The 11,896-nt window shown below is 37.8% G+C and carries 19 protein-coding genes; 2 read left to right on the forward strand and 17 right to left on the reverse strand.

Annotated features, from left to right (window positions below):
- Nucleotides 1–45: 45 nt before the first annotated feature.
- The 6 genes from tolB to ybgC form a co-directional block, all read right to left on the reverse strand.
- A complete protein-coding gene (gene tolB / locus AC4CVF_RS04435) occupies nucleotides 46–1,329 on the reverse strand; it encodes a Tol-Pal system beta propeller repeat protein TolB (RefSeq protein ID WP_419360499.1) in 1,284 nt (427 codons plus the stop codon).
- Between the two features lie 281 nt (nucleotides 1,330–1,610).
- A complete protein-coding gene (locus tag AC4CVF_RS04440) occupies nucleotides 1,611–2,057 on the reverse strand; it encodes a hypothetical protein (protein ID WP_490788983.1) in 447 nt (148 codons plus the stop codon).
- A 67-nt stretch (nucleotides 2,058–2,124) separates the two neighbouring features.
- A complete protein-coding gene (gene tolA / locus AC4CVF_RS04445; protein ID WP_490788984.1) occupies nucleotides 2,125–3,555 on the reverse strand; it encodes a cell envelope integrity protein TolA in 1,431 nt (476 codons plus the stop codon).
- A gap of 3 nt (nucleotides 3,556–3,558) precedes the next feature.
- Nucleotides 3,559–4,008, reverse strand: coding sequence for a protein TolR (gene tolR / locus AC4CVF_RS04450; protein ID WP_336953996.1), 450 nt, complete (start codon nucleotides 4,006–4,008; stop codon nucleotides 3,559–3,561).
- Nucleotides 4,008–4,706 carry a protein TolQ gene (gene tolQ / locus AC4CVF_RS04455; protein ID WP_336953995.1) on the reverse strand — a complete coding sequence of 233 codons (699 nt, stop codon included), beginning with the start codon at nucleotides 4,704–4,706 and terminating at the stop codon, nucleotides 4,008–4,010. The genes tolR and tolQ overlap by 1 nt, the downstream gene beginning before the upstream one ends.
- 24 nt (nucleotides 4,707–4,730) lie before the next feature.
- Nucleotides 4,731–5,138 (reverse strand): tol-pal system-associated acyl-CoA thioesterase, encoded by a 408-nt coding sequence (gene ybgC / locus AC4CVF_RS04460; protein WP_004724526.1) that lies wholly within the window; start codon nucleotides 5,136–5,138, stop codon nucleotides 4,731–4,733.
- A gap of 168 nt (nucleotides 5,139–5,306) precedes the next feature.
- Between ybgC and AC4CVF_RS04465 the strand changes: the two genes are divergently transcribed.
- The gene (locus tag AC4CVF_RS04465) at nucleotides 5,307–6,536 is read left to right on the forward strand and encodes a site-specific integrase (protein ID WP_490788985.1); all 1,230 of its coding nucleotides are present in this window, start codon (nucleotides 5,307–5,309) and stop codon (nucleotides 6,534–6,536) included.
- A 14-nt stretch (nucleotides 6,537–6,550) separates the two neighbouring features.
- Here AC4CVF_RS04465 and AC4CVF_RS04470 read toward each other — a convergent pair whose 3' ends face one another.
- From AC4CVF_RS04470 to AC4CVF_RS04520, 11 genes are all read right to left on the reverse strand, one after another.
- The gene (locus tag AC4CVF_RS04470) at nucleotides 6,551–6,811 is read right to left on the reverse strand and encodes a DNA-binding protein (protein ID WP_490788986.1); all 261 of its coding nucleotides are present in this window, start codon (nucleotides 6,809–6,811) and stop codon (nucleotides 6,551–6,553) included.
- A gap of 107 nt (nucleotides 6,812–6,918) precedes the next feature.
- On the reverse strand, nucleotides 6,919–7,044 hold the full coding sequence (locus AC4CVF_RS04475) for a hypothetical protein (RefSeq protein WP_490788987.1): 126 nt from the start codon (nucleotides 7,042–7,044) through the stop codon (nucleotides 6,919–6,921).
- Nucleotides 7,041–7,757: a phage antirepressor KilAC domain-containing protein gene (locus AC4CVF_RS04480; protein WP_490788988.1), complete on the reverse strand. Its 717-nt coding sequence runs from the start codon at nucleotides 7,755–7,757 to the stop codon at nucleotides 7,041–7,043. Before AC4CVF_RS04480 ends, AC4CVF_RS04475 begins: the two co-directional genes overlap by 4 nt.
- Before the next feature lie 10 nt (nucleotides 7,758–7,767).
- Nucleotides 7,768–8,316 (reverse strand): hypothetical protein, encoded by a 549-nt coding sequence (locus tag AC4CVF_RS04485; protein WP_490788989.1) that lies wholly within the window; start codon nucleotides 8,314–8,316, stop codon nucleotides 7,768–7,770.
- Complete coding sequence (locus AC4CVF_RS04490; protein ID WP_490788990.1) at nucleotides 8,316–8,897, reverse strand: hypothetical protein; 582 nt, start codon at nucleotides 8,895–8,897, stop codon at nucleotides 8,316–8,318. The genes AC4CVF_RS04485 and AC4CVF_RS04490 overlap by 1 nt, the downstream gene beginning before the upstream one ends.
- Entirely contained in the window at nucleotides 8,894–9,127 is a 234-nt protein-coding gene (locus tag AC4CVF_RS04495) for a hypothetical protein (RefSeq protein WP_419318441.1), read from the reverse strand. Before AC4CVF_RS04495 ends, AC4CVF_RS04490 begins: the two co-directional genes overlap by 4 nt.
- Nucleotides 9,120–9,362: a hypothetical protein gene (locus AC4CVF_RS04500; RefSeq protein ID WP_490788991.1), complete on the reverse strand. Its 243-nt coding sequence runs from the start codon at nucleotides 9,360–9,362 to the stop codon at nucleotides 9,120–9,122. The genes AC4CVF_RS04495 and AC4CVF_RS04500 overlap by 8 nt, the downstream gene beginning before the upstream one ends.
- On the reverse strand, nucleotides 9,359–9,652 hold the full coding sequence (locus AC4CVF_RS04505) for a hypothetical protein (RefSeq protein WP_490788992.1): 294 nt from the start codon (nucleotides 9,650–9,652) through the stop codon (nucleotides 9,359–9,361). Before AC4CVF_RS04505 ends, AC4CVF_RS04500 begins: the two co-directional genes overlap by 4 nt.
- Nucleotides 9,645–10,124, reverse strand: coding sequence for a hypothetical protein (locus AC4CVF_RS04510; protein WP_490788993.1), 480 nt, complete (start codon nucleotides 10,122–10,124; stop codon nucleotides 9,645–9,647). The genes AC4CVF_RS04505 and AC4CVF_RS04510 overlap by 8 nt, the downstream gene beginning before the upstream one ends.
- A gap of 258 nt (nucleotides 10,125–10,382) precedes the next feature.
- Nucleotides 10,383–10,685 (reverse strand): hypothetical protein, encoded by a 303-nt coding sequence (locus AC4CVF_RS04515; RefSeq protein WP_490788994.1) that lies wholly within the window; start codon nucleotides 10,683–10,685, stop codon nucleotides 10,383–10,385.
- A gap of 34 nt (nucleotides 10,686–10,719) precedes the next feature.
- Entirely contained in the window at nucleotides 10,720–11,490 is a 771-nt protein-coding gene (locus AC4CVF_RS04520; RefSeq protein WP_490788995.1) for an XRE family transcriptional regulator, read from the reverse strand.
- Between the two features lie 136 nt (nucleotides 11,491–11,626).
- Between AC4CVF_RS04520 and AC4CVF_RS04525 the strand changes: the two genes are divergently transcribed.
- The gene (locus AC4CVF_RS04525) at nucleotides 11,627–11,866 is read left to right on the forward strand and encodes a hypothetical protein (RefSeq protein ID WP_490788996.1); all 240 of its coding nucleotides are present in this window, start codon (nucleotides 11,627–11,629) and stop codon (nucleotides 11,864–11,866) included.
- The last annotated feature ends 30 nt before the right edge of the window (nucleotides 11,867–11,896 follow it).

Consider the following 11,896-nt stretch of genomic DNA (forward strand, 5'->3'; position numbering starts at 1 on the left):
CTCCGGTATTTCAATTTTAAATAAGTGATTTACATCTTGATTAAATTACTTAGGGGCCCACGCAGGTTCACGTACTTCACCTTGTTCGCTTGGTAGGTTCATGCGGAAGCGACCATCTGTAGACATGATTGCCAATAAGCCACGATTACCCTCACGTGTTGCATAAACCACCATTTGCCCGTTTGGAGAAAAGCTTGGTGATTCATCTAAACTTGTTGGTGTCAAAATATTGGTGATACCTGTAGAAATTTCTTGAATGGCAACCTTGTAGTTACTACCAGAAGGGCGGTGTACCAAAGCCACATATTTACCATCGGCACTTAATGTACCACGTGCATTAAATGCACCACGGAAAGTTAAACGCTTAGTAGAGCCATCATCAAAACTATAACGGTAAATTTGTGCTGATCCACCACGGTCAGATGTGAAAATAAATGATTTTCCATCCGGAGCATAACGTGCTTCTGTGTCAATTGCGCTATCGTTGGTCATGCGCTTCACTTGGCGTGAATCTAAATCCATTTGATAAACTTCAGGATTTCCATGCATAGATGCAGTAAACAGCATTGATTTACCATCTGGAGAGAAACTTGGCGCACCATTTAAACCACGAAATGCAGCGAGTTTTTCACGTGCACCTGTCGCTAAATCTTGGATATAAATAGCAGGACGCTTGGTTTCAAATGAAACATATGCAATTTTTTTCGCATCTGGTGTCCAAGCAGGTGAGAGAATCGGGTCTCTTGAACTTAATACTGTTTTAGGTTGCTCACCATCGGTATCTGCAATTTGTAAGGTATAGCGATTATCGGGTGTTGCAGGATTACGTAACACATAAGCAATACGTCCGGTGAAGTCACCCTGAATCCCTGTAAGCGCTTGATAAATTGCATCACTGATCATATGTGCCGCAGAACGCACACGTGATGAGGGGATTGAAAGTAATTCATTTAATAGGAATTTCTGCTTTTCAACATCATAGAGTTGGTAATGTACTGCCAATGAACCATCTGCATTTGTTTTAGAGTCACCTAAAACCACATAAGGAACCCCAGCCGCTTTCCATGCTTCTGCATTTATATTATTTATGTTTGCAGTTGCAGGAAGATTTTTTGATGAACTGGTAAAGCGCCCAGAGCGATTTAAATCTTGTTCAACAATAGGGTAGATAGATTGATCATTACTAAATGGAATGATGGCAATTTTAGGCGCAGACTCAGGTGCTTTGGCAATTTCTAATTGCAATTGTGCATATGATGTTGTAATCAATGCTGGACTAAATGCAACAATAATTGCGAATCCTAATAGATGTTTAGGCATGATTTTCATTGGACTTCATGTACTCAAATATCAATTTTTAACTATGCTTAGCTTTGTAGCACAAAGACATGATTTTAATCTATATAAAGCATGTAATTGTGAACAAAAGATTATCATTGAAAAGATTTACTAAAAAAATTAAATTCAAATTTATTACATAAATGAATTTCGGCTTGATCTTTTTGGGTATTGCAAATGGTGTAGCTTTAAAAATTGCTTTTTTAAAAGACTTGACAACTAATGTCATTGTTCCTGTCATTAAAATATATTATTTCATGCTGAATATGGACTTATTCAACACGAAATTTGATGCGAATCACTTTTAATAGTTGATTGAGCGATGACTGTTTAGACACTTCAAAAGGCGCTGCTTGTTGAATCGCTGTTTTGATTGCGTTTGAAAAAGCTTCGCTGTACTGTCCTGTGATTAAAATATTTTTTACATTTCCGCTGTCATCTAAGTAAATAATAACATTGGCATTTTCTTGGATAATTGTTAAATTTCTTAACTTTTTAACAATTCGATTGACTCTAGCGGTATTTATCCGCTGAGCCATTTGACTTTGTTGAAGTAATGCTTCCGTTGTTGGTACAGACGGTTTTTTTTCGTATGACGCAGAAGGTGGGCGTTGTTGCGTATTTACTTCAAGTATTTTTTGTTGTTCTATTTTATTTGCAAATAAAAATGCAGTTGGAATAAATAATGAAATTGCTAGAAGTATGGATTTAACTCGCATTTGATTTTTCCAAGTGATTGTTCTTGCATTAAATTACACCCTGCCAAGACAGGGTGTAATTTTAAGATTATTTCACTGTAAAATTTGCACTAAAACTTCGAGCTTCGCGTCTTGCATCTGGATCAGATGGCATTGGGAAAGGTGCAGCATTACGAACTGCTTGTTCCACACTTGCTTTTACATCTGGGTCTGATGCATTGACAATAATCGAGGCCACAGAACCGCTATCCGTTAGTGTGACACGAGCTGATGCCTTTTGACCTGTTGAGCCAGCCGGCATACGCCAAGCATTCCGAACTTTACTTTCGAAGTCCTTTTTCGCAGAAGATGCAACTTTTCTCGCTTCTGCCTTTTTATTTGCAGCAGCTTCTTTTGCTTTTTCAGCAGCAGAGGCTTTTTCTTCATCTAATTCACGTGCTAGATCAGCTTTACGTTTTGCGTCCGCATCTGCTTTGGCTTTTGCAGCAGCATCTGCCTTGGCTTTTGCAGCAGCATCTGCCTTGGCTTTTGCATTAGCATCCGCTTTGGCTTTTGCAGCGGCATCTGCTTTAGCTTTTGCATCCGCTTTGGCTTTTTCAGCAGCATCTGCCTTGGCTTTTGCATTAGCCTCCGCTTTAGCCTTTGCAGCAGCGTCCGCTTTGGCTTTTGCATTAGCATCCGCTTTAGCCTTTGCAGCAGCGTCCGCTTTGGCTTTTGCATTAGCATCAGCTTTAGCCTTTGCAGCAGCGTCTGCTTTAGCTTTTGCATTAGCATCCGCTCTGGTTTTTTCAGCAGCATCTGCCTTGGCTTTTGCAGCAGCATCGACTTTAGCCTGTTGGGCCTTATCTGCGGCTTCTTTTCTGACTTTTTCAGCAGCTTCTGCTTTGCTTTTTGCTTCGGCATTGAGTCTTGCGAGTCTAGCTTTTTCAACAGCATCGGCTTTGGCTTTTTGAAGCGCCTCTTGCTTGGCCTTAGCTGCTGCATCTGCTTTAGATCTTGCTTCAGCCTCAGCCTTAGCTTTCTCAGCAGCATTTTTAGCCTGCTTTACTTTTTCAGCTGCCTCATGTTTGGCTTTTTCCGCAGCATCTGCTTTAGCTTGAGAAAGTTTTAAGGCTTTTTCTTGTACTGCTTTAGCCGCTACCATAGCCAATTGCTGTTCTAATGCAGCTGCCTTGGCCTGTTCGGCAGCTTTTTGTGCTTCTATAGCCTTTGTATCAGGGGGATTATTTGCTTCAGTTGGAATTTCTGGTGCTGTTTGATCAGGTTCTGCTGTTTGCTGAGTATTTTCTGCAACCTTGCTATCTGCCGTTTCAGTGGCATCAGTTTCGACTAAGGGCTTGGGCTCAGGTGGTGGTAAATCTTCAGGCTTAATTAAAATGGTTTTAATTTGCTTGGGTGGCTCAGGTGGTTGACTTAAACCGAGAAAAAGTAAGCCAGTAATCGCCACCACATGAATACCTAGGGTAAATCCAAGTGCAATCGCTTTTTCTTTAGATTGTGGCTTTTGAATATTTTTCATAACTTACTTTACAGACTCTGTCAGTAAACCCACTTGGCTTAAACCAGCATCTTGCAGTGTAGACATGAGTTTCATGACTTCACCATAAGGGCGTGATTCACTACCATTGATCAAGACACTCAATTGCTTGTTATTTGCTTGAGCTTGTTGCTGATTTTCTGTAAGTACGGTTTTCAACTCATCTAAAGTTAAAACCTCATTTTTATGGTTTTTGTCTTCAAGTTTAATCGAACCATCTGCTTCTAAAGTTACGATGGCTGGTCGGTCTTCAGATTGAATCGGATTATTGTTTGCTTGAGGTAGGTCAACTTTAACACCCGTGGTAATCATGGGTGCTGTCACCATAAAAATAACCAATAAAACCAACATGACATCGATATATGGAACGACATTCATATCACTTTTTAAAGGTTTTTTGACGCGTTCAAAACGCCCAGAACGTTGGATTGTCATTATTCATCTTCCTGTGTAGTTCCCACAGACTGACGTTGTAATAGCGCCACCATTTCTTCTGCAAATAATGCTCGATCTGAATAAATTTCTTCGCCTTTTGCTGTGTAATGGTTAAATGCTAATACCGCTGGTATTGCAGCGAATAAACCAATCGCAGTTGCAATTAATGCTTCAGCAATACCTGGTGCAACAGTGGCTAAGGTAACTTGTTCAACCTGAGCTAAGCCAATGAATGCACTCATAATGCCCCAAACAGTACCAAATAAACCAATATAAGGTGCGACAGAGCCGATACTGGCGAGAGAGCTTAAGCCTTGCTCTAAACGGCCTTGATCACGACTGAGTCCTACACGCAAGATACGTTCAGTACCTTCAATCATCGATGCAGTTTCTGCATGGCGTTTTTTAAGTTTTAAAAACTCACTTAAACCTTGATAGAAAATATCTTCTAAACCGTTTCGCTTAGAATTAAGCTGAGCATTGTTATATAAGGTATTGAGTTCAGCACCAGACCAGAAGATTTTTTGGAAATGCTCATCGCCTTGATGTGCTTTCTTATAGCCCATATGCAACTTGGCAATCAAATACCAACTAAAAACGGATGCGAGTACTAAGATTAGCATCACCAATTGAACCACAGGGCTCGCTTGTAAAATTAAATCAGAGATGTGTAAAGAAGATTCTAGTTGTGTTGCCATAGTTACATGTGCCAAAAGTATTTTTTATTCGTGAGCTAATTCTCGAAGAATTAAATCACGGATTTCGTCAGGAATTCTACGAGGTTTCATATCTGTACTTAAACATGCCAACTCTACCTCGCCAGAAGCAAGCATGATTTCACCACGATATATATTCTGTTGCAACACAAATGACGAAGCTTTACATGAAACTACACTTGCTGTAACAGTAATAAGATCGTCCATGAGTATAGGGCGAGAATATTTCAATGCAATTTTATGCACGACAAAATTGTAATCTTTTTGATGCCAATAGTGGTCAATACCAGATGCACGTAGCCATTCTGTCCGTGCACGTTCCATAAAGCGGATATGATTGGCATGGTATACGATACCGCCAGCATCTGTATCTTCGATATATACACGGATTTGGAATTCGAATTTATTACTCATGTTGCTATGCATTCCTGTGTTGTTTATTGCATATCTATCAAATAGTTAGTGATTATAAATTGTTTATGAAAAGTTTAATTAAATTAAAAATATCATAAAGTAGACGCATAGTAGACTAGAATGTATACTGCTTACTAGTGTTAGTTATTGCTTAATAGGGGTTAAACAATGTCTAGTTCAAAACGCATAAAATTCACTAAAACTGCAATTGATGCCCTAAGCGAACCAGGTATATACAGAGATAGTGAACTTATTGGATTTGCTGTACGAGTTAATTCAACTTGTAAGACCTATATTGTTGAAAAAAAGGTCAAAGGCAAAGCAATACGTTCTACTATTGGTCTACATGGCAATTTAACACTATCACAGGCGCGAATTTTAGCACAAGGCCTGCTTTCTCAAATGGCACAAGGTTACAATCCAAATGAAGAAAAAAAGGCTGAACGTGAGCAAAATGAACATATTTTAAACGTGTCAAGACAGCATCCCACTCTTGATATTGCTTATAACGAATACCTTAAGAATAGAACATTAAAATCTAGAACACTTAAAGATTATGACAAGGTTGTTAATGATTATTTAGCTGATTGGAAAAAACTTAAAATTGGGGATATATCTAGAATTCAGGTGCAACAGAAATACACTGAATTAACAGAAAAAAGTCCTGCTCAAGCAAATCTAGCAATGGCGGTTTTTAGGGCAATTTTCAACTTTTCTATAGAGCATTTTCTTGATGCCAAAGATGAATCCATAATTACTGCTGTTAATCCAGTAGCAACGCTTAAAGCTAAAAGAACATGGAATAAAATTAAACGTCGAAAAGGTTACGTGAAACAAGAACAGTTGCCTGATTGGATTAATGCTGTGATGAGTTTTACCGCCTTAAGACAAGAGCGTAATACAGTTAGAGATTTTCTTATTACTTTAATCTTAACTGGGTTTCGCCGTGATGAATGTCAAACGCTGAAATGGGATGCTGTAGATTTAAAATATGGCTGGATAACTTCAAATGATCCTAAGAATGGTGAAGTTCATACATTACCTATGGGGGAGCGCCTTTGGGAGATAATGAAAAAAAGGGATGAGCAAAAGTTTAATGAATATGTTTTTGCCTCTCCTAAGGCTAAGAAAAAAGGCTATACAACGAATTTATTTGAAGCTAAACAAAAAATAATTGATGAAACAGGTATTGAATTCACTTTCCACGACCTTAGACGAACATTCGGGACCATAGCTGAAAATCTTGATTACGGTCAGTACACCATTAAGAGATTATTAAATCATACGGTTTCAGGTGATGTAACAGAGGGTTATATTCAGATTAGTGATAAAAAGCTAAGGTTGGCCATGCAAGAAGTTGAAGACATAGTTTTTGAAGGGTATAAAAAAGGAGGTTAGACCTCCTTTTGAAATTAGATTGTATTTGAAAGTTTTTGACCTTCGAAATATTTAACAACATCACCTTTAGTGTATGAAATTTTACGCAATCCTTTGGTAAAAGGAATACCTCCACCTTCGCAACGTTTTAACTGCAGCCACTGTATAGACACGTTAAAGACTAGGGCAACTGTGGTCGGTGGGAATGTTGCATCACTTGGAGATTCCCAAAATATCTTTGTGGCCAGAAGTTTTTCTTCTTCTGTCATTTTAGAAAGTTTTGTTTGTCTACTCATTCCACACCATCCAATGCTTTAACCTTGCCAAGTTCATCCAGCACGACATTTGTGAGCTGGCGCAATGTGATCTTATTTCCCACTTGTTGATTATCCTCAGTACGAACTTAACACTCAACATCCGAAATATCTATCTCTTGAGACTCAAGCAAAGCGATAAGGCTTGAAATTACACTGGTCGCCAATTCAGCTACGCCGTGCGCATGGTCTAATTGTTCCTTTAATATATTCATTCCACACCACCCTCACTAAAAAAATTATTTACCAATTCAGCGATTTTTGTTAATCCATAAGCAGTTATGCGCATATGTAAATGAACTTGTTCTTCACCTGTATACTTGTTAGTAACAACGGGTGAAGGTCGATTTATAAAAATACCTTCAGCACGTTTGGTGGCATATGGCTGTAGACGACCGCTTTCCTCGCGATAGATCCATTTCTTTCTAAGTAATAAATCGACTAACTTGCGCTCACCAATACCAATTGTTTTAGCACATTCACGAATGTTGTATGTGCCCTCGGTATTAGCGAGGGTATCAAGCGCTTGTGCTTTTGGTTCAAGAAGCTGTACTTGCCCCTGTAGCGCCTGTTTTTCCTCTTCCGCATGCAAAGCAATTTGCAAAATTTCTAACCGGCTTAATTCTTTGGGTGCCTGATTTTCTAACTCATGCAATCGCTGTATAACTTGATAACGTAATTTAATGTTGTATCCAGTGATGAGCGTCTCAACCAAATCTTTAGGCAATAAGTATTCAGTTTGTTGTCGGTTCATGCTATCCAAATAGATATGAGCAAATTTGCTCACATCTAAATTCAGTTCAGCAAACATCACTTCGCAATCACGTTTTACATCTGGATGGCGTTTACCTGTCAACTCTGCAATCAAGCGAGTAGACATGGTTAAAGTCTGTTGCTTGGCTTTATCTGAGAAAGTAATAGCATTCATGCAATCTCTCCTAAATCCTGCAAGGCATCAAAATGCCGTGAACATCATTTGTAATTTCTACATATGCACTATGATTTTCAGTTGTTGGGTAAAAAGAAGGGAAAGCCTGTTTATAAACTTTTGCTACTTTCTGGAATATACTCAAATATTCAAGGTTGAACTTTGGGTAAAACTTAAATTGGATCTCTGTAGGCTTTGGGATGTCAACACGCTTAATATCAGGATATTTCCCCTCAATAAGCCTAAACATCTCAAAATTTCCGCCGTGGTTTAAGCACCAAAATTCATCATCAATCTGGTGCAGTAGGGTGGTTTTGATTTTGCTTTTATTGCCAACTTTGCGAATTAGCGAATCGATTGCATCACCTGGTATGATTACATCCATACCAACTGAATCAGGTTCATTACAAAGCAAAGCCATGTGTCCATTAGTAGCAGCTATAAAACCATCACCCACATAAACACCAGTAAGGTAAAAACGCACATCTGTTTTAGCTTTGCACAATGCAGTAGCTTTAAGATTGTCGTATTGGAGTTCAATAGTTTTCTTAAACTTCATTACGCTTCACTCCGTCCATTAATTGGCATAATCAAACCCTTGGCACCTGAATAATCATTGCCATAAAAATAAACATGAGCAGGGGTTTCTAAGCCTGTTGGTTTTAAATAAGTGTCATCGGGATTTATTGCACCTAATAGCTTGTTGATCTTTTGAAAATCAACCATGTGACGCCATTGAAAATGGGGTGATGCGCCTTTGTATTGCATTCCATCATCTTGAGGGATCATGTGGTGCCATTCAGTAGGGAATATAGATTCAACAGGGGTAAATACCTCTGGATCAATATCAATTACATTCAAAGCCAAACCATCGACATGATGCACAACTTCTACAAAACAACTTGAGCGTGTTTTATCTAGTTTTTTCTCGAGGTTTTTAATTGCCTTAATTGGGATAGTTAAAGGCTTTTTAAGTTTTGGTAATTCATCATATTTGCAGTAAAAAACACGTTCTGCATCTGTAGCCACAACATGGCCATCAATTAAAGTGACACCATTTAAGTATTTACGTGGGTCATTTTTAGCTGAACAAATTGAAGCTGATTGCAATAAGATCCAAGGCAAAATTAATCTTTTCATTCTGGGGCCCTCAAATGCTCTAAAAATTCTGCATACAACTGCTTAGCTGGTTTGTTGAATCCCCAGTTCGGAACGATTTTCACGTTCCGTGGGAAGCGTTTATTAACAACGTGGCATTGAAACTCGAAAGTTCCACAAGGTCTTATAACGCCTTTATAACCAATCTTGTGAAGCCACAAAACAAAAGCCAGTTGTTTAGTTTTGATTGGTAAGTTAGAAAGGTCAGTCATTTGGGCCACCTTCTAACTCTAATTTTTTTAATAAATTCCTTAGATTATCCAAGTTGCAGTTAGCTAATTGCTCTACGACCGCAAACGATATAAAAGAACTTGTAAAATAAAGACCATCATTATCAACGAGCTCTTGAGTTGACCTGATTTGAGTGTAAAGATCAGCAAGTGCGTGATTTATATTTTTGCAACGCTTAATTTCATCTTCGATAACATCGTAAATATCTAATCTCATTTCGATGCTCCTTTGCTCAAAGCATCAATTTTCAATCCAATTTCTTCCAATTCCTGATCGTAATAATCACAGCGGTTTTGCATCGTAAAATGATTGAGATCAAGGAACGTTTCAAGGTTATTGAACGTGTAAGGAGGTACACCTTTTTTCACACATTCGTCTTTAATGTTCTTAACCTTGTGTTTAATATCCTCAAGAATATTAACAACCCAAACAAGGTCTTGACGAGCAACAACATTTGCAAATTGCAAATCGTCAATTGCGACGGTTTTTAAAGGAGACTTAGACATTTCCATTCTCCTTAACAATTGCTTTAAGGAGGTCAGGAATACTTTTTACAAGCCTAATAAGATCTTCACTAATAAGATAAATTCCACGTGCGAAAGCAGCTGCAAGGTGGTCTGCCATTATTGTTGCTTCTAGAGCATTCAAAGCAAAAGATAGATCATGGACAATGGTCATCATCGACTCAATATCTTCATTATTAAGCTCAGATTCACTCAACTCAGCAACAAACAGATCAACTTTGAAAAGTAGCAAGGACGCAATATTAATAAGGCTTAATCGGGTTGGTTTGCGTACACCATCAGGAAGATGAGTGCAATCAGGATCAAATAGGCTTTCAATTTCTTTAAGTGTTGCTGAAAACGAAAGAGCTTTTAAAGGAATCTCTTGCTCATTATAAGTTTCATCAAATTTCTTTGCGAGTAAAGCAAGTGAGCTTGAATCACGAACTTGACTAATATTTGTGTTTTGGTTCATAATAAATCACCAGTTATAACAATGCATCTCTGGAATTTTGGTAGGTAACAGAGAAAAGCATTAAGTTTTAAAATTAGCTCCACAGTGTGGGGCTTTTTGTGTTTCTTGTTATAAATATAACTATGGTTATTTTAATAGTCAATACTTTAGTTATAAAATATTATTGTAATTGTAATTTTTACAATAAGTAGACAAAATAAAACCCGACACAGAGTCGGGTTGAAGGTTAGTTTTTTAACCAAGAATATTACTTTAATTTTATTTCTCAGAGTATTTTTCTAAAAATTCATCTATCCACTCTTGAGCTGCATCAAGATTGGTTATGTCAGCAAGCTTTAGATTAGTTTCCTCAGCTTCGTTAAACCCTTCAATAATTGCTTCAAAGATATTAGCTTCAGCAATCACTTCTCGCGCCATATCAGCAGGATCATAACTTTGCTTGGCTTTTTTAAGTGAGGCGATTTGTTTATCGATACTTGCACCAATTTTAGCTAAAGCCAATTTAAAATCTTGGCGATTAATTGTTAGTGCAGTTTTAGATTTATTTAGTTTTGCAATCATTATTTATTCCTCGTTTAAAGGGGTTTTACTTGCATCATCGTCTTACTTTTCGCATGTCAATTTTCATCCAATATTGTCCAACAATATTAATATTTTCAGATTCTATTAGGGCAGGTGAGTAATACTCATCAGGGAAACGCACTTTATCGGGATTGCGTGAAACTGCTCTAAAGCCGCCTTGCCCCTCTTCACCCCAGTTAAATAGGATTTTAATCTTTAGCTCACTTCCTTTAGTAAATGCATAAATTTCACCGTCATATATCTTTTTTGCTGACATATCCACTGAAACTTTTTGATCCGGGTAAAGCTCTGGAATCATGCTTTCACCATCCACATTAAATATTTTGCAATGTGGGGCGCTTGCTCCAAAACTTAAAACATCAAAAGTGGGTATAAACATCTTATGAGGACTAGTATCTTCAAGGTTTATATAACCATTACCGGCACTTGCTCTAATTTCAGGGTAGTAATCAATTGCGACGAATCCTTCAGGGGCAAAATCATCATCATCATTTGTCCCAACTCCCAAATTTAAATCAGTGAGCTCTGAAGTAGGGGTTGAAAATTTTTTTCTAATATCCTCAATGCTCAAAGTTTTTAGCTTTTTTGGCTCTTCACCAGATGTTAGCCAATAAGTATCAACATCAAGGAATTTGGCAATCATTGGAAGAAATGCAGATTTTTGATTTCTTCCAGACTCTAAGGCTTGGTATGCAGGTTGAGAAATTTTCACTGCCTCAGCAACCTCAGCTTGAGTTTTACCAGCTTTCTTTCTTGCTTCTTTTAAGCGTTCGCTAAGAGACATTTATTAATCACCGCAAATAAATTTATGTAAATATATAACCTTGGTTATATTTAGTCAAGGAAATAAGATAACTATAATAATTGACTAAAAATAACTATAGTTATAATATTGATTATATCTACTAAAGGATATGACTATGAGCGAAGTCAAAATAAATCTATTTCAGATGCTTGTTGACCACTTTAAAGGGCAAGAAAACACAGCAACGGCACTTCAGGTAAAACAACCTTCGGTTTCTGGATGGGTGAATGGGACTAAAAATATGTCCGAGAAGGTGGCTATTCGTGCTCAAAAAGTGACTGAGGGAAAGTTTAAAGCTTCTGACCTTTGCCCATCTTTACGTGAGCTTGAAGAAATCAACTTATCAAAAAATTAAACCGCCATCTGCTGACACAGAGGCGGTTTG

The sequence above is a fragment of the Acinetobacter sp. LipI_19 genome (assembly GCF_058242925.1).

What these genes read in the sequence shown, in the direction of transcription:
- tolB (WP_419360499.1), bottom strand. Translation starts at nt 1,329, where the DNA reads ATGAAAATCATGCCTAAACATCTATTAGGATTCGCAATTATTGTTGCA.
- AC4CVF_RS04440 (WP_490788983.1), bottom strand. Translation starts at nt 2,057, where the DNA reads ATGCGAGTTAAATCCATACTTCTAGCAATTTCATTATTTATTCCAACT.
- tolA (WP_490788984.1), bottom strand. Translation starts at nt 3,555, where the DNA reads ATGAAAAATATTCAAAAGCCACAATCTAAAGAAAAAGCGATTGCACTT.
- tolR (WP_336953996.1), bottom strand. Translation starts at nt 4,008, where the DNA reads ATGACAATCCAACGTTCTGGGCGTTTTGAACGCGTCAAAAAACCTTTA.
- tolQ (WP_336953995.1), bottom strand. Translation starts at nt 4,706, where the DNA reads ATGGCAACACAACTAGAATCTTCTTTACACATCTCTGATTTAATTTTA.
- ybgC (WP_004724526.1), bottom strand. Translation starts at nt 5,138, where the DNA reads ATGAGTAATAAATTCGAATTCCAAATCCGTGTATATATCGAAGATACA.
- AC4CVF_RS04465 (WP_490788985.1), top strand. Translation starts at nt 5,307, where the DNA reads ATGTCTAGTTCAAAACGCATAAAATTCACTAAAACTGCAATTGATGCC.
- AC4CVF_RS04470 (WP_490788986.1), bottom strand. Translation starts at nt 6,811, where the DNA reads ATGAGTAGACAAACAAAACTTTCTAAAATGACAGAAGAAGAAAAACTT.
- AC4CVF_RS04475 (WP_490788987.1), bottom strand. Translation starts at nt 7,044, where the DNA reads ATGAATATATTAAAGGAACAATTAGACCATGCGCACGGCGTAGCTGAA.
- AC4CVF_RS04480 (WP_490788988.1), bottom strand. Translation starts at nt 7,757, where the DNA reads ATGAATGCTATTACTTTCTCAGATAAAGCCAAGCAACAGACTTTAACC.
- AC4CVF_RS04485 (WP_490788989.1), bottom strand. Translation starts at nt 8,316, where the DNA reads ATGAAGTTTAAGAAAACTATTGAACTCCAATACGACAATCTTAAAGCT.
- AC4CVF_RS04490 (WP_490788990.1), bottom strand. Translation starts at nt 8,897, where the DNA reads ATGAAAAGATTAATTTTGCCTTGGATCTTATTGCAATCAGCTTCAATT.
- AC4CVF_RS04495 (WP_419318441.1), bottom strand. Translation starts at nt 9,127, where the DNA reads ATGACTGACCTTTCTAACTTACCAATCAAAACTAAACAACTGGCTTTT.
- AC4CVF_RS04500 (WP_490788991.1), bottom strand. Translation starts at nt 9,362, where the DNA reads ATGAGATTAGATATTTACGATGTTATCGAAGATGAAATTAAGCGTTGC.
- AC4CVF_RS04505 (WP_490788992.1), bottom strand. Translation starts at nt 9,652, where the DNA reads ATGTCTAAGTCTCCTTTAAAAACCGTCGCAATTGACGATTTGCAATTT.
- AC4CVF_RS04510 (WP_490788993.1), bottom strand. Translation starts at nt 10,124, where the DNA reads ATGAACCAAAACACAAATATTAGTCAAGTTCGTGATTCAAGCTCACTT.
- AC4CVF_RS04515 (WP_490788994.1), bottom strand. Translation starts at nt 10,685, where the DNA reads ATGATTGCAAAACTAAATAAATCTAAAACTGCACTAACAATTAATCGC.
- AC4CVF_RS04520 (WP_490788995.1), bottom strand. Translation starts at nt 11,490, where the DNA reads ATGTCTCTTAGCGAACGCTTAAAAGAAGCAAGAAAGAAAGCTGGTAAA.
- AC4CVF_RS04525 (WP_490788996.1), top strand. Translation starts at nt 11,627, where the DNA reads ATGAGCGAAGTCAAAATAAATCTATTTCAGATGCTTGTTGACCACTTT.